Origin of the sequence: Bacillus cereus group sp. RP32, from assembly GCF_040459735.1 — a bacterium.
In the GTDB taxonomy this organism is placed as follows: domain Bacteria; phylum Bacillota; class Bacilli; order Bacillales; family Bacillaceae_G; genus Bacillus_A; species Bacillus_A wiedmannii.
In genome coordinates, this window is the sequence record NZ_JARVHO010000001.1 from 3831740 (window position 1) to 3848254 (window position 16515).

Here is a 16515-nt window from a genome sequence, read left to right on the forward strand (position 1 = left end):
CGCTCGATTCATTAAATACGTTCCATCGCCGTCTTCAACGTTCCAACAACAAAGGCAATTTCTTCACTTGAAATAACAAGTGGTGGTGCTAATGTTAAGACGTTATTATATCCTGCTGTTGTCATGCCGTTTCGTCCGATAATTAACCCTTTTTCTTTACAAGCATTTACAACACTTGCAATTTTGTCGTTATCAATTGGTTCTTTCGTCTCTTTATCATTTACTAGTTCGATTCCAACTAGTAAACCTTTCCCTCTAATATTCCCAACAAGTGGATGCTCTCCAATTTCTTCTTTTAATTGCTCTAATAAAAGCGAGCCCATTTGTGCAGATCGCTCAATTAAATTTTCATTTTCCATAATCTCTAAGTTTTTAAGCGCTAATGCACAAGCTGCAGGATTTCCACCAAATGTATTAATATGACGGAAGAATTCATATTCTCCCTTCCCTTTAAATGCTTCATATATTTCTTTTTTCACAGCTGTCGCTGATAACGGTAAATATGCGCTCGTAATCCCTTTTGCCATCGTAATAATATCTGGCTTCACATCATAATTCATAAATCCAAATGCCTTCCCTGTACGTCCGAAACCGCAAATTACTTCATCGCTAATGAGCAATGCACCGTGTTTTTGACACGTTTCTTGAACAGCTTTCATATAGTCTTGTGGCGGCATTAAAATGCCTCCGCCCGTAATAATTGGTTCCATAATAAAAGCTGCAATCGTTTCACTTAATTCCCATGTCATAACGCGATCTACTTCTTTTACACATTCTACATCATAAATATTCTCTCTTTCTATTCCAGGCATACGATAACAATCTGGTGGCGTTACATGTAAAAATCCTGAAGCAAATGGCTCATATTGATATCGACGTTGCGCTTGTCCCGTCGCTGCCATCGTAGCCATTGTATTACCGTGATACCCGCGGTAACGTGACATAAATTTATAACGATGCGGTTCACCTTTTTGAGCATAGTATTGTCTTGCTATTTTAAAAGCTGTTTCGTTCGCTTCCGAGCCACTATTAGAGAAGAAAATAACATACTCTCCTCCAAGCCACTCATTTAATTTTTCTGCAAGCTTTATAGCTGGTTCATGCGATTGTGACATCGGAAAGTATGATAATGTTTGTAATTGCTTATATGCCGCCTCTGCGAGCTCTTTTCTGCCATATCCACTATTCACACACCAAAGACCACTCATACCATCTAAATATCTTTTCCCTTCTATATCTTCAACCCAGCACCCTTCTGCTTTTGCCCCTACCATTGTACTATTTGGACTAAAGGGACGCATTCCGTGCCAAACATATTGCTCATCTTTCGCTAATAATTCATCAGTCTGTTTCGTTTTCATCATTTCTTCCACCTTCCATAACAACTTATTTTTCACAAAAGCTGCGCTGGTGCCATGATGATTTAAATTTCTCCCTGCTTATTTTCATTCCACAAAATTAAGACAAAATCCTACTTACAATACAGTAATATTTACAAGAAAAAGGAGCTCTTCTTATATATCGAAAAGCCCCTCTTTTTTTAATGCGACGATGCATCACTAACGCCATGACCTGTATTAGATTTCACAAGAATCTCATCAAATTTCGCAGCGTCTTCTTTCTTACTAGATAAAACTGTTCCTAAATATGCTGCAAGGAATCCAAGCGGAATTGAAATAATTCCAGGTGTCGTATATGGGAAAATCGCTTCCCCAACAAATATAGCTTTTCCAGCTACAGGGTTCCAAACATTTGGACTTAACGCTACGAGAACAATTGCTGATACAAGACCAACGACCATACCCGAAATAGCACCTGTTGTATTGAAGCGTTTCCAATATATTGTGAATAATATAACTGGTAGATTTGCACTCGCTGCAACTGCAAATGCTAATGAAACTAAAAATGCTACGTTCAACGTTTGAGCAAATAACGCTAGTATAATGGATAATACCGCTACCCCAATAGACGCATAGCGAGCCATTGACACTTGCTCTTTTTCCGTTGATTTCCCCTTGCGAATAATTTCATTATAAAAATCATGTGCAAATGCTGATGCTGCTGTTAATACAAGGCCTGCCACTACAGCTAAAATAGTTGCAAAGGCAATTGCTGAAACGAAAGCAAATAAGAAATCTCCACCTAACGCTTTAGCTAATAGAGGTGCTGCCATATTACCAGCAGGGTTTGCTTTCATAATTGCCTCATTCCCTACAAATGCTGCTGCCCCAAATCCTAAGAAGATTGTCATAATATAAAATGCGCCAATTAACCACGTAGCGTACACAACAGATTGCCGTGCCGTTTTTGCATCACGTACTGTAAAAAATCGAACAAGAATATGTGGTAATCCGGCAGTACCAAGAACTAGTCCTAAATTTAAAGACAGTGTATCAAGACCATCCTTATACTTTACTCCTGGATTTAAAAACGAATCTTTTAATGGTGTAGCTGTTTTCATTTGCGCGAACATTTCAGTCACACTAAAATTAAATTTGGAGAAAACGATAACAGAAATAATAAATGTACCAGCCATAAGTAGTACAGCCTTAACAATTTGTACCCAACTCGTCGCAGTCATTCCGCCAAAAATAACGTACACTGTCATTAATGTACCAACGATTAAAACTGATGTCGTATATTCGATCCCTAATAATAATTTAATAAGTGCACCAGCCCCAACTAATTGTGCAATCATATAAAAAATCGAAATCGTCATTGTATTAAGCGCTGCAACACCGCGAACTTTTTTCGCATCAAAACGTGCCGCAATCATATCCGCTAACGTGTACTTCCCTAAATTTCTAAGCGGTTCTGCAACAAGGTATAGAACAACTAAATAAGCAACTAAAAAGCCGATACTATAAAAGAATCCATCAAATCCAGTTAATGCGATCGCTCCGGCTATACCAAGAAATGACGCAGCAGACATGTAATCTCCCGCAATGGCCAGACCATTTTGCCAACCAGTTAATCCCCCTCCAGCTGTATAAAACTCACTCGCATTTTTCGTTTTCTTCGACGCAAAATAAGTTATGACGAGTGTACCAAGAACGATGATTAAAAATAATGCAAAAGCGGTTATATTCAACGTCAGCCCCTCCCTTTTTGCATATCTTGTAGAATTTTTTGCGAGATTTCATCAAAGGATTCTGCTTTTTTGCTATAAATCATACATAATGACCACGTCATTATAAATTGCGCAAATGCAAACATCCATGCCCACGTAACATCCCCAAATGCTGGTGTATTGAGCACCTTTGAATACGATGTTAAAATAGGTAATGCAATAAAAAAGCTTAAAAAGAAAATACTCATCGGAACGATAAACTTCTTTTTCGTATTTAATAGCAATTGAAATTCTTCTGACTGAACAACCTCTGTATAATTCACTTCATTTTGTAACTTACGTGCTGACGTATCATCTCGTTTCATTCTCCGATCCCCTCTCTTACTGAAAATACAATTACCCCTTGTATACCTAAAGACTAAATTTTATAAATATTCAGAAACTTATTTCCATTTTAGACAATCCATACATTCCTGCAAAGATTTTTCGATAGACATTTTTCGGCATTTTCCCCTAAATTTTTAATATACTTTTGCAGCATAAAATTTACGTACTGCAATCCCGCACCAGTCAAGCTTTACAGGAAGTTATCTTCCATCTAAATTCCTCATATTTGCCGAATTTTGAGGCGGGAGTTTTACCGCTCGGCAAATTTCAAGATAAAAAAAGTAGTGCTTATCGCACTACTTCTGTCTTTTTCTCTTTTTCTAAATTACGAGCTGTTTCGCTTAATTCAACGTCTTTTCCATCTTTAAGCGTTCCAAATATGAAATCGAATACTGGATTTGAAACACCAAACCAAAACTTTTCATTTTTATAATGGTGTAATATGTGCTGTTTTTTTAGCCATCTTCCAAACTTAGTGAACGGACGAATCGGCTTATGTGCAATATAATGTTTCCATTCATAAACGAGAAGCATGATAATCATTCCAATTCCAAATGAAAGTGTAATAGTAACACTTTTTGTTATACCATATGCTATAAGTAAATATATAGTAAAGCTAGGTATACTAAACCATACAGGCAAAAACAATAGTTTTAAATCATCTGGATATACATGATGATCATAATGTAATCTTCTTAACATTTTTAATAAAAATACGTTTTTAGGTGGCTTTAAATGGAATAAAAATCGATGTGTCATATATTCGTTAAACATATAAAAAACAATCCCAAACAAACATGCGAACATACCAATCCATGTGAAAAATTGCATTTTTAAAATAATGATGAAAATAAATAAAATACTATACATAATAACGATATCATGTTGTAAAAAGAACTCTTTCCCTACTCTCTTCATCTTCCTTCCCCCTTTTCAAAAAAACAGCCGCAACATATCGTTACGACTATTTCTTTTATTTTATTCTATTCACTTTACAAATTTGCCTGCTGCTCTATTGTCGAGAAAAAATTGTTCGATCCAAATATATTTTGCTTTGGAATAATATGTTCCACTGCAAATACTGTTACTTCTCCTCTTTGTACCTCTCCAATAACGAGCCCAAATATTTCATGATTCACTGCAAACGTTGGTTGCTTTGTTTGTAGTAATCTTGCTGCATTTTGAAATACCGCTTCATATAGTGGATTTCTATCAGTAATTTCTTTTCGAATTTTTGGTGCTAACGTAATAATAATTTCTTTTCCGTCAATAGTGGTTCGATACATAAAAATCTCCCCTTCAATCTTATGTGAACAACTGTAAAGCTTTGTATGCAAAATGGATAGAATATCCTACTAAAATAATACCTGCTCCGGCTGTTATATAGCCAAGTGCTTTTTGCTTTAATAAAGTTCTGCCAAAATGGACAGAAAAAGCAATATTTAAATTCCATAAAATAATGCCAACGATAATACAAAGACTGTACAAAAAGGCTTCTTGTTTCGTTACCTTCGTAAGCAATGAGCTAAGTGTACTTCCGTATATACCAAACCAAAAAACAAGATTTAATGGATTGGATATCGCAATTAAAAAACCTGCCATAAACGATTGTTTAAGACCACCTACCTCTTCCTTTTTATATTCCATATTCGAGTGGGAAATTCCTTGTTTTACACTTTGAAATCCTAAATAAAATAATAAGAAAAACCCTGTACAATACATAAAAGCTTGTACATATGTATACATAAACACAGAAGATAAACCGAAATAAACGAGAAGCATAAACAAAATATCTGCAGTCATTCCACCAATTCCAACAACCCATGCATGCCAAAAACCTCGTTCAATTCCTCGTTTTAACATTTCAATATTAATCGGACCTACTGGCGCTGCTAATGAAATACCTAATACAATTTGTTGTATAATCGCTCCAAACATCGCTCTATCCTTTCTACTTCCTTTACTATTAAGTAATGATATAATGATTAAAAATAGACTAGCTTACATCAAAATATTCACTACTAAAATACCCTTTTTTATCCAAAATATGCAAAAGAGCCATCTGGATGATGGCTCTTACTTTTCTAACTTATGAAGAAAAGGACATTTTCCTTTTATCGGCTCTACATCGTCTCCTACGAAGTATTGTTTCCATTCACGATGATCTGGATCACCATAATGACTAATGTTAGGATGCTTCGGCAGCTGATCCCACTTTTCAACTCGATCTCGGACCGTTTGTCTTGAATATGCTCCTTTAGGGCGATCCCCTTCTAATCCATCAAAGATGGTACGCGGTTGAAATCCAATAACGAGAGAATTTCCTAAATGCCTAGTTTTTCGTTGTTTATAAGCTGGCGCATTTCCAAATGCGAATATCGGTTCACCACCAAATGAAAATTCCCATAAGTAATGGTCTGGGTCTTCAGGCATTTGCTTCGGCCATGTTTGGTCATCGTTTTCATGTAAATATTGTAGTACTTTCCAAAAGTAATCACGATAATATTCCAGTGATTGTTCCTCACATTCCGGTTCCACAAAAAGAAAGAATCCTCTTCTTACAATTGGGCGCTCTTTCATTAACTCTAAAAAAGATAACATTGTATGTGGCAAATGACTCCAATCATTATGAGAGAGAAATGAATAACGAAGTTCATTCTTTTTCAAAGCTGTTAAGCCGAAATAACATGGGAAAGTTGGTTCTAGCACGACACTCGAAAAATTTTGAAATTCTTTTGTAACCCAATTTGGTATGTCGGTTCTCGTTCTCATTCCTTCATTATCTAATAAATAAGACTCATTCATTCTTTCTTTCACCTCATTATGTATAGCATTCAATTAAGAATATTACATACTCGGCCTGTCCTATACCTATTTAAAAATTCGGCTGAAAAATTATTTAAAAATACAAAAAAATAAAATCGCTTACTTGACTAATTTCTACCAATTCGTGTATATTTAAATTAATCATTTAGCAGAATATTCAAGATTATAGCATTTTTAGTTTATATTATCTTTCAAATGAATTTCACTAAATGAAAAAAGCAAATGTTTTTAGGAGGAATTGTAACATGCAAGGAAAAGTAAAATGGTTTAACAACGAAAAAGGTTTTGGATTTATCGAAATGGAAGGCGCTGACGATGTATTCGTACATTTCTCTGCTATTCAAGGTGACGGCTATAAAGCTTTAGAAGAAGGTCAAGAAGTATCTTTCGATATTACTGAAGGAAACCGCGGACCTCAAGCTGCTAACGTAGTAAAACTTTAATCCAACATATAACAGGAGGTTACCTTACTTGGTAACTTCCTTTGTTATTCCTTTGTATATTTCCGTTTTACAGAGCAAAAACTATGTGAAATGCGCAATATACAAAGGAGGAAGTAATAATGGGATCAGAAGTAAATGATTTTGAAGAAGTGAAATTCCGTGTAGAAACAGCACAAAAAATGGTAGGGTCAGCGACAATTTCAATGGATCCAGATACATTAGAGCATGCGACTACTGCTGTAGAAGCCGCTCGCTCTCAGCTTGAAATTATGAAATCTGTTGCGACAGATTTAGATGAGCCATTTTTAATGAATGAGGAAAAGAAATTAAGTAAATGCGAGCATCAATTAAATGAAGCAAGACACTAAAAAACATCCAGAGAATTTTCTCTGGATGTTTTTTCATGATAACTGTTCTCCATACTTTTTCAATGTTTCTCCAACTGTACATTGTCGTATACAAAATGAATGGGCATAATACTTACTATTTGTCTTTCGATTATGTTCTCGCAAGAAACATCCTTCACAATACGTTTCTAATAAGTCATTTACCTCTGTAATGAGTTGCTTTTTATCCACCTTTGCACCTCTCTATTAGGTTATTTCTTTATGACTATCAATGACTGTTCCTTCTAATGCTTGCGTAGCTAATTGATGCGCTTCTTTATTTTGTTTTCTAGATATCGGCTCACATACAAGTTTTAATTTCATTTGCTTCGCTTTTTGTTCGATTTGATCTAAGTAATGATTTAAATGCTCATCATAACAAGGCCATTCTCCAGCCAATTGCTGCAGTACAACTTGAGAATCGCCGCGAAGTGTAACTGCTTCATACTTAATTCCGAATTCCTCGAGTATATTCATGCCATATAGTAATGATGCATATTCCGCTTCATTATTATCATATATACCTTCTATATATGCATTACGGCGAATTCGGTATTTTGTATTTCCTTTTTTATAGTATACACATATACCTACTCCAGCTTCTTTCGTCTGTACATCATAACCGCCATCAAAATAAACGAGGATTTCTTGGGGCTCTTCCTCCACTTGTTTACTCAGCTTTTTCATTTCCTTTAATGACCATTCTGCATCCATTTCATCATAAAATGATAGTTCTTTCACTCTTCCTGTTTTCTCGAAATCCTCTGCAAATTGCAATACATCTTCTATGTTCATATAATCTGTCGTTAATTCCGTCTGCAATCCGCTCTTTGTTTTATACAACCAATGAATTTTATATTTCATACTAGATTCCCCTTATATAAGACTTCTTATATGTAGTCAGCTAATGAAAGCCTCACTTTATTTTATTATATTGTATCAAGAGTCACAGCATTATATTCAATATGATTACATACAAAAAGAGCTATCCCTATAGGAATAGCTCTTTCATCTATTGCATAAATCTTTCAAATTGTACTCGTTTATTAATCCAGTACATTACAGGCATACCAATTGCCATGACAACAAATTCACCGATGGCACATGTTAACCAAGTCAACATAAACGGTAAATCAAATGCAAGATGAAGTTCAATTGCAATCATAAACATAGTAATTGTAAAAATAACTGTATTAAAAATCATACGAGCCCAAACACCTTTAATAAATCGCATAGAAATAATCGTTGCAACTAATGCAAGAATAGATTGCCCTACTCCAAATACTAAATCGTAAGCGATCATAGGTGAGAAAAAGAGATTCGTTAAAAATACACCTAATACAATTCCGTAAATTGCTTTCTTATTAAATACAACAAGATGATTAAACATCTCTGAAATACGAAACTGTACATTCGTAAAGCCAAATGGCTGAATAAGCATAGAAACAGCAATATATAATGCCGCTAAAATACCATTACCGACTAAAGTTCTAATATTCATGACAAAATCTCCTTAGTTTTTTTACGTGGGATGGTTTCGAACCACGTTATTCGTTTTTTAAGCAACAAGAATATATTCTACGCAATACACACTCTCTCGTCAATAGATTCCTATCATTAACTACCTTTTTTCTTTTAGACAACGTATAATAAAACATATGAAAGTTTTAGGAGGTTTCACTTCATGACAGCAACAATTCAAAATGAAAAAGTGGTCGTTTCCATTTCTGACAAAGGTGCAGAATTACAAAGCGTTCGCTTAAAAGAAGATAACACTGAATACTTATGGCAAGGCGATTCTACTTATTGGGGGCGCCGCGCACCAATTTTATTCCCAATTGTCGGCCGATTAGTAGATAATACATACTACGTAGATGGTAAACCATATTCTTTAACACAACACGGCTTTGCTCGTGATCTTACATTCTCTGTACAAGAACAAAGTGAAACGAAAATCACTTATATTGTAACTAGTAATGAAGAAACATTAAAAAAATACCCATACGAATTCGAATTACTCGTTTCTTATGAGCTAGACGGACAAATCGTCCATGTAACATATGAAGTAAATAATCCTGCTTCAAAAGAGATGTTCTTCTCAATCGGAGCACATCCTGGTTTCAACTTCCCCTTATTAGAGGGCGAATCATTTACTGATTATCATTTATCATTTAATGGTTCTGAACGCTTAGAAACAAGCGTATTAGAAGGACCTTACCTTTCAAGTAAAAAACAATTAATTGCTGAACATACGAATGAATTACCACTTACATACGATTTATTCAAAAATGATGCGCTGATTTTTGAAAATATGAATACGGATGAAATCTCTATTCGTTCTCATAAACATAATAAATTTGTAAAAGTAGAATTTGACGGATTCCCATTTGTCGGCGTATGGACACCAGGCGAAAACGCACCTTTCTTATGTATTGAACCTTGGTACGGTATTGCTGATGAAGTAAATCCGGCAAAAGATTTCAAGGAAAAAAAAGGAATTCAATCTTTACAAGCGAATGAAACATTTACATGTCGTTATAGTATTACAATCGGCTAAAGTACTCTATCCCCTACTTCAAAGAAACATATAAGTAGGGGATCATCTTATAATTTGGAGGTTTCTCATTTTGATTGAAGTATATATTGATGGTGCATCAAAAGGAAATCCTGGTCCTTCTGGTGCTGGAGTGTTTATTAAAGGGGTGCAACCAGCTGTACAATTATCATTGCCCCTTGGGACAATGTCCAATCATGAAGCAGAATACCACGCTTTACTTGCGGCATTAAAATATTGCACGGAGCATAATTATAACATTGTCTCTTTTCGTACAGATTCGCAACTTGTCGAGCGAGCTGTCGAAAAAGAATACGCAAAAAATAAAATGTTTGCACCACTATTAGAAGAAGCATTACAGTACATAAAAAGTTTCGATCTCTTTTTTATTAAGTGGATTCCAAGTAGTCAAAATAAAGTTGCTGATGAATTAGCTAGAAAAGCTATCTTACAAAATTAACGGGGGTATGAGTATGAAAAAAGATTGGGTTGCTCCTCTTGCTTTATTATTTGTCTCTTTTATTTGGGGAGCTACGTTTGTTGTCGTTCAAAATGCTATGTCTTTCGTTGGTCCATTTACTTTTAATGGCATTCGCTTTTTATTCGCTGGAATTATTTTATTATTCGTTCAAATAATTTTCTCAAAAAAAGCTTCAAAACAAGATATAAAACAGAGTAGTCTCGCTGGATTAATCGTTGGATTTTTTTTATGCGTTGGCTATGTATTACAAACATTCGGCTTACTTTATACAACTTCTTCAAAAGCTGGTTTCTTAACAGGTCTTAGTATCGTTATGGTACCCATTTTGTCTTTTATCTTTTTAAAACAAAAAGCTACCATTTTTATCGTAATGGGTATTGCTGTAGCAACAGCAGGTTTATACTTATTAACTGCTGGTGATTCTTTTCAATTAAACATTGGAGATATACTCGTTCTCGGTTGTGCAGTTGCTTTCGCTGCCCATATTCTTGTTAACGGCTCCTTCTCTAAGAAAATATCACCTTTATTGTTAAGCACGTCGCAAGTATTAGCTGTCGGTATGTTTTCTTCTATTTGCGCTTTTTTGTTTGAAGATTGGGAAAAATTATTTTCAGTAGCATTATGGACGAATTCTTCCTTTTTATTCGCTCTATTTCTAACTTCCCTATTTGCGACATCCATTGCTTTTTTTATTCAAACATCAGCACAAAAACATACGTCTCCAACGAGAGTAGCAATCATTTTCGCAATGGAGCCCGTTTTTGCTGCCTTAACAGGCGTTCTCGTTGCAAACGAACAACTTTCTGTTTCCGCTATTATCGGATGCCTATGTATTTTCCTAGGCATGGTTTTTGTTGAATTACCTTCCAAAACCAAAAAAGAAGCGCAGGCTGCATGAAGTTACGCTTGTAACTTCCGCATAAAAGCCTTAGCGCTTTTTTTATCTGTAATTTCTTCTTCTTTCAATCGTTCTAATAACGCAACAAAATAACTTCCATCAAACTGTAATTGATGTTTAATTGTCGCTTCTATTGCTGCGTTCACAATTCCATCAGATGCACCAGTATATCCTTGTCCGAACATAATAAATCCTTGTGCTTCCTCTGATAATTTAAATCCTTTCGTATGTAAGAATGAAAGATAATCTTCTACTGTTTGCATGTTATTCCCACCTACTCAAAAATTCTCCATCTCCTATCATACATGTTTTTACACGCTATGAGAATGAAATTTCTTTGACAACTTTGTAAATCTATCGTCTACTGCATAGACAATAAAGGATTTCCTTGCAATATGAATGAATATGTATAGTGGAACTTATTTCATATTAAAGGGGAGACACGATGAAACAAGCACTATTAATTATCGATGCGCAGCAAGAATTAATGGATGGGAATGAACAAGAAAAAGAAGTTTTTCGCAAAAAAGAGTTATTATCTACACTAAATACAGCCGTACAAAAAGCAATACATGCAAATGCCCTTATTGTTTTCGTAAGAGATATCGATGTTGCTTCTGGTAGCGGAGAAGGATTTGAAGTACATAATGAAATTAAAGTACCTCAGTCCGCAATCCTTATTAATAAAGCAGCAACAAACGCATTCTATGGCACTTCTTTACTTGAACTTTTAAAAGAAGAAAAAATTAACCATCTCGTTATAGGTGGATGTAAAACAGAACATTGCATCGACACCGCCGTTAGAACAGCAACTGTACAAGGCTTTGACGTTACATTAATTAAAAACGGTCATTCCACAACTGATTCTAACGTGTTATCTGCAGAGCAAATTATCGAGCACCATAATAAAGTTCTACACGGTCATTATAATGTGGATCATTTTTCTATGGTGAGAGATATCGAGGAAGACCTTTTTCAACCTATTCATGATCAATATCGCGATTAAGTTGGCTATAAAAAAGAATCCTTTTCACAAAAGGATTCTTTTTTATCCAAAAATTTGCGCTGCAATACTGTATAGTTCTCCATTTCTTTTCAAAAATTGATCACTATTTTTTATCATAATTGGTGGTGTATTAACCTTTTGAAAACCAGTAATCTCTAATTCTTTCATGAAACCTTTCTTTCCTTCTGGTACATCAATTCTTAATTTACCATGATGCTCTCTTGCTAAATCATGTACAATCCTCATTGCCATCGCATCATTTTTCGCAACGACTGGTCCTATTATTTTATTTTCTGATGTTTGTATACTTAAACCGTAACCTAATACATTTTGTTTGTTGTCCTTTACAACGATGCATTGTTCACTTTGTATAATTCTTTTCGTTAAAAATGCTTTTCTATTTGTTCCAAACGCATTTTCATCTAATTTTATTATTTCTTCTAAATCACACTCTTCATAATTCATCATATAATCTTCATTTCCTACACAATAATCATTCACATTGTACGAGTTACATATGTATTTAGAAACATAGCTTACTGCCCTAAATCCTAGTTTTTCATATAACGGCTTTCCTTCATCCGTGGCAATAAGCATAATTGAGGTTTGAGCCGATACGCTCTTAATACATGCATTCGTTATCACCTTTCCAATCCCACTTCCCTTATAATTCGGATGTACAATGACCATTCCGATAGACGCTAATTTCTCCCCATATAATATAATTGCCGCGCTAGCAATAAGTTCCTTTCTCTTATTCCACACACCGTATATAATACCTGAATCAAAAATAGTCTCAATTTCTTCTTTGTTATAATCCCACCCAATATAAGAAGATAATGCTACAATATCGCCTATTTGTTCGTCCCTAAGACGCTCCACCATAATTTCCAATTCAAGCATACTTCATCCCCTTATCTAGACATTTAAATCATTATTATCAAATCAACTTGTACATGTTTCACTTTATCTGTCACACACATATCCTATTTTGACCAAGACTATATTGTAAATGAGGTGACAACATGCCCATTACGAATCGATTTTCTACCACCACTAACGGCGCACTCGCAATTACAGGTAATACACTCGAGTTAAGTAAAATTAGTAATCAAAACCGTGCTGGTACAATCGGGGCAATTGGTGCATTCGTAACTACGAATACTGCTTTACAAGTAACGACTTTTCCTGCTGGTACAACATTAAACTATACACAAAATAGTTCTACCGCTATTTTAAATATCCCTGCTGGTAGTACGATTCTTTACGCAGAACTTGTGAGGTATTGAACCATTCCCCGATTCCTACGATAAGTACTTCTATTTTAGATACCATTCCAACTGGTACAACATTTATAGAAAACAGCGTAACCATTAACGGCACTCCTGTTCTAAATGTCCGTCCAGACACTGGTATGAATATCGGTGCTTTATCAGCTGGCTCCGTAGCAAAGATAGCATTTAAAGTTCTCGTCACGTCTATCCCTTCAAACAGCACAATTATCAATTCTGCTTCCGTCACAGCCGCCTTCCAATTGACACCACAGGACCCAATTATTACTTTCATTGACAATTCAAATATCGTTCGTATACCAGTTCAATTTATAACTGCAACAGTAGTGAAAGATGCTTCCGTCAGCTCAGCTTATTTAAACCAATATTTTGATTATACGGTGCGTATTACAAATACTTCTGATATTTCACTTTCAAATGTTTCATTACAAGATACCATTCCACTAGGTTTACAATTTATGAACGGCACTGTCTTTATTAACAGCGAACGCTCTCCACTAGCGAATCCGAATATCGGTTTCCTAGTCGCTACTAATTTGGAACCAAACGAAACAATTATTGTATTATTCACAGTACAAGTGATAAGTCCACCTGTTAATAATGAATTCAAAAACACGGCGAATATTTCGTTACAACTTCAAGTCTCGCCTACCGATCCACCAATTACAGTAACCGTTACAAGCAACGAAAACATCGTCTCTTTTATTTCAGAAAATCCAGATGAAACACTTCCAAATTTAAATTGCTTCTTTAACGGTGAACGTTTTATACGCGTTACTCCTCGAAATATACGAAATTACTTTTGGGCTTGGATTTGGTGGAAGTAATAAAAAAGAAAAAGCTTGTAGTTTGGATAGTATCCAAACTACAAGCTTTTTTCATAAGCAAAATTATCAATTGCTAGCACCACTATATGCTACATGTCGTTTCTCAATTCTCTCTTCAATTTCTTTCATATTTTCTTTATTATTTAATAGTGATTGTTTATTTTCAATTAATAATTGTTTAAAAGATTTTCTCACTTTTTTTCTCATTTTCATTGTCCTCCTTGGGGGATGGTTTATATAAAAGATAAGGAATTATCTGTGTGCCCTTATAATAATTGATTGTTGTGAATTCCATTTGAACTTCATATGAAAATTTCATTTATTTTCTGACAACTTTGTGAACATACAAAAATGTGATCATCCTAAAACCATTTTGAAATTGCTTCATTTCATTATCAAAGTTGCTATTGTCATCAACTTCTATCCATATATTTTGTCGAAACATTTATATATTTAAAATTGAGTTCGATATAATTTTATTTACTACGATACTGTTCGTAAAAACAAAAAGAGGGGTGTTATATAAGTCAAAGTTTGACTTATATAACACCCCTCTTTCAAAACTATTTATAGCATATTGATTAATATTTCAGGTCTTCCCCAATTCATTTCTTCACAAACGAATCTAAGTTTTTCTTCATCCATTGTGTGTAATCCTTCTTCTAGTAAACATGAAATTGGAACTTCACAATGAATTTGTGCCAATTGTAATGAAATATTTAAGTTCTCTAAATCACTTTCAATCTTTGTGCGCTGCGCTTTCGTTAATGATGCTACATTTTCTAGTACAGTTGCTACTGTTCCGTGCTCTTGAATCAATTTATACGCTGTTTTTTCCCCGATACCTTTTACACCTGGGTAATTATCGCTCGTATCTCCCATGAATGCTTTCGCATGCACGATTTGCCACGGCTCTACGCCTTTTTCTTCCATGATTTTCTCTGGTGTGTAATATTCGTAATTTCCGATTCCTTTGCGCAAGAGCATTACTGTAACGTTCTTATCAACAAGCTGGAGTAAATCCGTATCACCTGTTAAAATATACACTTCCGCTTCATTACAGTATTGTTTTGCAAGCGTGCCGATACAATCATCCGCTTCATACCCTTTCATACCGATAACTGGAATAGACAATTTCGCAGTCATTTCTTGAACTAAATCAAATTGCGGAATTAATTCTTCAGGCGGCGCTACACGATTCGCTTTATAATTCGAGAACGATTCTGTTCTAAATGTCGTACTACCCATATCCCAGCATGTTACGATATGTGTCGGTTCAATTGCTTGCATAGCTGTTAATAAATGTTTCATATAACCATGAATCCCATTTGTAGGGGTACCATCTTGTCGTTTCATAAATTGTCCGTAGACACTTGTTGCGTAAAAAGCACGAAATAATAGTGCCATACCATCAACTAATAATACTTTTTTCATAATCCCTCTCCTACCAAAAAAATAATAACCCCACGTCATCACGTAAGGTTATATAAATAGATTACCATTCTACGTTTTTTCAACTTTGTCTATTATACATTGTTTTTGTATATTTAGCATCATTTACACATTAAGACGTTCTACTACAACAAGTATGAAGAATTCCTGTATACGTATTTTTCCCAGTCGAAACAACTACAGCCTTTGCATTTCCGCCAACAATATGAGTCCCTTTGAAACATACGTTTTCAAGTTCAAGTGGATTATAGTCTTTCATTCGTTTTAAAGGAATAAATCGTTTACGCTCAAGGTGATAGCAACTTTCAAATTTCTCAATACTTGCATCTTTTCCTGTTAGCACGGATTCATTTACTAATAAATCATTCGCGTAAATGATACGTACATCTGCTGGTACTGTATCACCTTCTGAAAGAAAAATCATATCGCCAGGAACAAGTTCTTGTACTGGCACATTCATCATTTTTAATTCACCGTTTAAACCTGTTACACTAGAACATTCTACTCGAGACACAGTAATTTTCTCACATTGTAACCCATCACGCACATGTTGTTTTGAAAAACCTGGAATCATTCCACTTAGCTTCATCATTACTTCCGCAATACGCGCTCTTTTTGAAATTAATTCGTTACGGCCGTATACTTGAATGCGTTTTTGTGCCTCTTTCATAGATAATCCGTCTCTTGTTGTTTTAAAATACGCAAATACAGATTTTACATCTCTCGTTGCGATTTCAATTAATAAATCTTTATTTTTTTGAAGCATTGTTTGTTCTTTCATTGATTTTTTACTTAATTTATATGACGTGTTACCCACAGTTTTGTTTGCATATAACATATTATCGTCTCCTCCTGTACAACATAGGAAGAAACGCTTTGTTTCTCAATTTATC

Annotated in this window: 22 protein-coding genes, 1 pseudogene and 1 riboswitch; of the genes and pseudogenes, 8 read left to right on the forward strand and 15 right to left on the reverse strand. The window is 34.8% G+C overall.

What is annotated here, in order from left to right; translation table 11 throughout:
• Positions 1–11 precede the first annotated feature (11 nt).
• The 7 genes from QCI46_RS19635 to QCI46_RS19665 form a co-directional block, all read right to left on the reverse strand.
• The gene (locus QCI46_RS19635; RefSeq protein WP_327959773.1) at positions 12–1361 is read right to left on the reverse strand and encodes an aspartate aminotransferase family protein; all 1350 of its coding nucleotides are present in this window, start codon (positions 1359–1361) and stop codon (positions 12–14) included.
• A 179-nt stretch (positions 1362–1540) separates the two neighbouring features.
• A complete protein-coding gene (locus QCI46_RS19640) occupies positions 1541–3091 on the reverse strand; it encodes a solute symporter family protein (protein WP_001027730.1) in 1551 nt (516 codons plus the stop codon).
• Positions 3092–3093: 2 nt separating this feature from the next.
• Complete coding sequence (locus tag QCI46_RS19645; RefSeq protein ID WP_327959769.1) at positions 3094–3435, reverse strand: DUF485 domain-containing protein; 342 nt, start codon at positions 3433–3435, stop codon at positions 3094–3096.
• A gap of 310 nt (positions 3436–3745) precedes the next feature.
• Positions 3746–4375: a sterol desaturase family protein gene (locus tag QCI46_RS19650; protein WP_327959768.1), complete on the reverse strand. Its 630-nt coding sequence runs from the start codon at positions 4373–4375 to the stop codon at positions 3746–3748.
• A gap of 74 nt (positions 4376–4449) precedes the next feature.
• Positions 4450–4743: a cytoplasmic protein gene (locus QCI46_RS19655; protein WP_075308841.1), complete on the reverse strand. Its 294-nt coding sequence runs from the start codon at positions 4741–4743 to the stop codon at positions 4450–4452.
• Between the two features lie 19 nt (positions 4744–4762).
• Positions 4763–5395, reverse strand: a complete 633-nt coding sequence (locus QCI46_RS19660) for a LysE family transporter (protein WP_327959766.1) — start codon at positions 5393–5395, stop codon at positions 4763–4765.
• A gap of 138 nt (positions 5396–5533) precedes the next feature.
• A complete protein-coding gene (locus tag QCI46_RS19665; RefSeq protein WP_223697383.1) occupies positions 5534–6262 on the reverse strand; it encodes a YqcI/YcgG family protein in 729 nt (242 codons plus the stop codon).
• A 266-nt stretch (positions 6263–6528) separates the two neighbouring features.
• On the opposite strand from QCI46_RS19665, the gene cspB reads away from it, so the two are divergent.
• Both cspB and QCI46_RS19675 read left to right on the forward strand, forming a co-directional pair.
• Positions 6529–6726: a cold shock-like protein CspB gene (gene cspB, locus QCI46_RS19670; protein WP_001161731.1), complete on the forward strand. Its 198-nt coding sequence runs from the start codon at positions 6529–6531 to the stop codon at positions 6724–6726.
• Positions 6727–6845: 119 nt separating this feature from the next.
• Entirely contained in the window at positions 6846–7094 is a 249-nt protein-coding gene (locus tag QCI46_RS19675; RefSeq protein WP_000534395.1) for a DUF2564 family protein, read from the forward strand.
• Between the two features lie 33 nt (positions 7095–7127).
• Here QCI46_RS19675 and QCI46_RS19680 read toward each other — a convergent pair whose 3' ends face one another.
• The 3 genes from QCI46_RS19680 to QCI46_RS19690 all read right to left on the reverse strand — a co-directional run bounded on the left by QCI46_RS19680 (position 7128) and on the right by QCI46_RS19690 (position 8613).
• Complete coding sequence (locus QCI46_RS19680; protein ID WP_000358801.1) at positions 7128–7304, reverse strand: zinc-finger domain-containing protein; 177 nt, start codon at positions 7302–7304, stop codon at positions 7128–7130.
• Between the two features lie 15 nt (positions 7305–7319).
• Positions 7320–7976 (reverse strand): ribonuclease H family protein, encoded by a 657-nt coding sequence (locus QCI46_RS19685; RefSeq protein ID WP_353841220.1) that lies wholly within the window; start codon positions 7974–7976, stop codon positions 7320–7322.
• Positions 7977–8124: 148 nt separating this feature from the next.
• On the reverse strand, positions 8125–8613 hold the full coding sequence (locus QCI46_RS19690) for a QueT transporter family protein (protein WP_001026468.1): 489 nt from the start codon (positions 8611–8613) through the stop codon (positions 8125–8127).
• Between the two features lie 6 nt (positions 8614–8619).
• A riboswitch (PreQ1 riboswitch) is annotated at positions 8620–8664 on the reverse strand.
• A 132-nt stretch (positions 8665–8796) separates the two neighbouring features.
• Between QCI46_RS19690 and QCI46_RS19695 the strand changes: the two genes are divergently transcribed.
• The 3 genes from QCI46_RS19695 (at position 8797) to QCI46_RS19705 (ending at position 11045) form a co-directional block, all read left to right on the forward strand.
• The gene (locus QCI46_RS19695) at positions 8797–9669 is read left to right on the forward strand and encodes an aldose 1-epimerase family protein (protein WP_353841221.1); all 873 of its coding nucleotides are present in this window, start codon (positions 8797–8799) and stop codon (positions 9667–9669) included.
• A gap of 70 nt (positions 9670–9739) precedes the next feature.
• Positions 9740–10126, forward strand: coding sequence for a reverse transcriptase-like protein (locus tag QCI46_RS19700; protein WP_000573873.1), 387 nt, complete (start codon positions 9740–9742; stop codon positions 10124–10126).
• A gap of 13 nt (positions 10127–10139) precedes the next feature.
• On the forward strand, positions 10140–11045 hold the full coding sequence (locus tag QCI46_RS19705) for a DMT family transporter (RefSeq protein WP_353841222.1): 906 nt from the start codon (positions 10140–10142) through the stop codon (positions 11043–11045).
• Positions 11046–11047: 2 nt separating this feature from the next.
• Here QCI46_RS19705 and QCI46_RS19710 read toward each other — a convergent pair whose 3' ends face one another.
• Entirely contained in the window at positions 11048–11308 is a 261-nt protein-coding gene (locus QCI46_RS19710; RefSeq protein WP_001195212.1) for a DUF6123 family protein, read from the reverse strand.
• A gap of 182 nt (positions 11309–11490) precedes the next feature.
• Here QCI46_RS19710 and QCI46_RS19715 point away from each other — a divergent pair, with 182 nt between their 5' ends.
• Positions 11491–12051: a cysteine hydrolase family protein gene (locus tag QCI46_RS19715; protein WP_353841223.1), complete on the forward strand. Its 561-nt coding sequence runs from the start codon at positions 11491–11493 to the stop codon at positions 12049–12051.
• A 42-nt stretch (positions 12052–12093) separates the two neighbouring features.
• Here QCI46_RS19715 and QCI46_RS19720 read toward each other — a convergent pair whose 3' ends face one another.
• Positions 12094–12954, reverse strand: coding sequence for a GNAT family N-acetyltransferase (locus QCI46_RS19720; protein WP_353841224.1), 861 nt, complete (start codon positions 12952–12954; stop codon positions 12094–12096).
• Between the two features lie 122 nt (positions 12955–13076).
• On the opposite strand from QCI46_RS19720, the gene QCI46_RS19725 reads away from it, so the two are divergent.
• Positions 13077–13340 carry a hypothetical protein gene (locus QCI46_RS19725; RefSeq protein ID WP_353841225.1) on the forward strand — a complete coding sequence of 88 codons (264 nt, stop codon included), beginning with the start codon at positions 13077–13079 and terminating at the stop codon, positions 13338–13340.
• Positions 13331–14170: pseudogene (locus QCI46_RS19730) on the forward strand (hypothetical protein); the annotation flags it as partial. The gene QCI46_RS19725 and the pseudogene QCI46_RS19730, both read left to right, overlap by 10 nt.
• A gap of 66 nt (positions 14171–14236) precedes the next feature.
• On the opposite strand, the gene QCI46_RS19735 reads toward QCI46_RS19730, so the two are convergent.
• The 3 genes from QCI46_RS19735 to QCI46_RS19745 all read right to left on the reverse strand — a co-directional run bounded on the left by QCI46_RS19735 (position 14237) and on the right by QCI46_RS19745 (position 16460).
• Positions 14237–14377 carry an FbpB family small basic protein gene (locus QCI46_RS19735; protein ID WP_001228048.1) on the reverse strand — a complete coding sequence of 47 codons (141 nt, stop codon included), beginning with the start codon at positions 14375–14377 and terminating at the stop codon, positions 14237–14239.
• A 360-nt stretch (positions 14378–14737) separates the two neighbouring features.
• Positions 14738–15604: a 5'-3' exonuclease gene (locus tag QCI46_RS19740; protein WP_000757060.1), complete on the reverse strand. Its 867-nt coding sequence runs from the start codon at positions 15602–15604 to the stop codon at positions 14738–14740.
• 130 nt (positions 15605–15734) lie between these two features.
• Positions 15735–16460, reverse strand: a complete 726-nt coding sequence (locus tag QCI46_RS19745) for a P-type ATPase actuator domain-containing protein (protein WP_000964966.1) — start codon at positions 16458–16460, stop codon at positions 15735–15737.
• Positions 16461–16515 lie beyond the last annotated feature (55 nt).

What these genes read in the sequence shown, in the direction of transcription:
- QCI46_RS19635 (WP_327959773.1), bottom strand. Translation starts at nt 1,361, where the DNA reads ATGAAAACGAAACAGACTGATGAATTATTAGCGAAAGATGAGCAATAT.
- QCI46_RS19645 (WP_327959769.1), bottom strand. Translation starts at nt 3,435, where the DNA reads ATGAAACGAGATGATACGTCAGCACGTAAGTTACAAAATGAAGTGAAT.
- QCI46_RS19650 (WP_327959768.1), bottom strand. Translation starts at nt 4,375, where the DNA reads ATGAAGAGAGTAGGGAAAGAGTTCTTTTTACAACATGATATCGTTATT.
- QCI46_RS19655 (WP_075308841.1), bottom strand. Translation starts at nt 4,743, where the DNA reads ATGTATCGAACCACTATTGACGGAAAAGAAATTATTATTACGTTAGCA.
- QCI46_RS19660 (WP_327959766.1), bottom strand. Translation starts at nt 5,395, where the DNA reads ATGTTTGGAGCGATTATACAACAAATTGTATTAGGTATTTCATTAGCA.
- QCI46_RS19665 (WP_223697383.1), bottom strand. Translation starts at nt 6,262, where the DNA reads ATGAATGAGTCTTATTTATTAGATAATGAAGGAATGAGAACGAGAACC.
- cspB (WP_001161731.1), top strand. Translation starts at nt 6,529, where the DNA reads ATGCAAGGAAAAGTAAAATGGTTTAACAACGAAAAAGGTTTTGGATTT.
- QCI46_RS19675 (WP_000534395.1), top strand. Translation starts at nt 6,846, where the DNA reads ATGGGATCAGAAGTAAATGATTTTGAAGAAGTGAAATTCCGTGTAGAA.
- QCI46_RS19685 (WP_353841220.1), bottom strand. Translation starts at nt 7,976, where the DNA reads ATGAAATATAAAATTCATTGGTTGTATAAAACAAAGAGCGGATTGCAG.
- QCI46_RS19690 (WP_001026468.1), bottom strand. Translation starts at nt 8,613, where the DNA reads ATGAATATTAGAACTTTAGTCGGTAATGGTATTTTAGCGGCATTATAT.
- QCI46_RS19695 (WP_353841221.1), top strand. Translation starts at nt 8,797, where the DNA reads ATGACAGCAACAATTCAAAATGAAAAAGTGGTCGTTTCCATTTCTGAC.
- QCI46_RS19705 (WP_353841222.1), top strand. Translation starts at nt 10,140, where the DNA reads ATGAAAAAAGATTGGGTTGCTCCTCTTGCTTTATTATTTGTCTCTTTT.
- QCI46_RS19710 (WP_001195212.1), bottom strand. Translation starts at nt 11,308, where the DNA reads ATGCAAACAGTAGAAGATTATCTTTCATTCTTACATACGAAAGGATTT.
- QCI46_RS19715 (WP_353841223.1), top strand. Translation starts at nt 11,491, where the DNA reads ATGAAACAAGCACTATTAATTATCGATGCGCAGCAAGAATTAATGGAT.
- QCI46_RS19720 (WP_353841224.1), bottom strand. Translation starts at nt 12,954, where the DNA reads ATGCTTGAATTGGAAATTATGGTGGAGCGTCTTAGGGACGAACAAATA.
- QCI46_RS19725 (WP_353841225.1), top strand. Translation starts at nt 13,077, where the DNA reads ATGCCCATTACGAATCGATTTTCTACCACCACTAACGGCGCACTCGCA.
- QCI46_RS19735 (WP_001228048.1), bottom strand. Translation starts at nt 14,377, where the DNA reads ATGAGAAAAAAAGTGAGAAAATCTTTTAAACAATTATTAATTGAAAAT.
- QCI46_RS19740 (WP_000757060.1), bottom strand. Translation starts at nt 15,604, where the DNA reads ATGAAAAAAGTATTATTAGTTGATGGTATGGCACTATTATTTCGTGCT.
- QCI46_RS19745 (WP_000964966.1), bottom strand. Translation starts at nt 16,460, where the DNA reads ATGTTATATGCAAACAAAACTGTGGGTAACACGTCATATAAATTAAGT.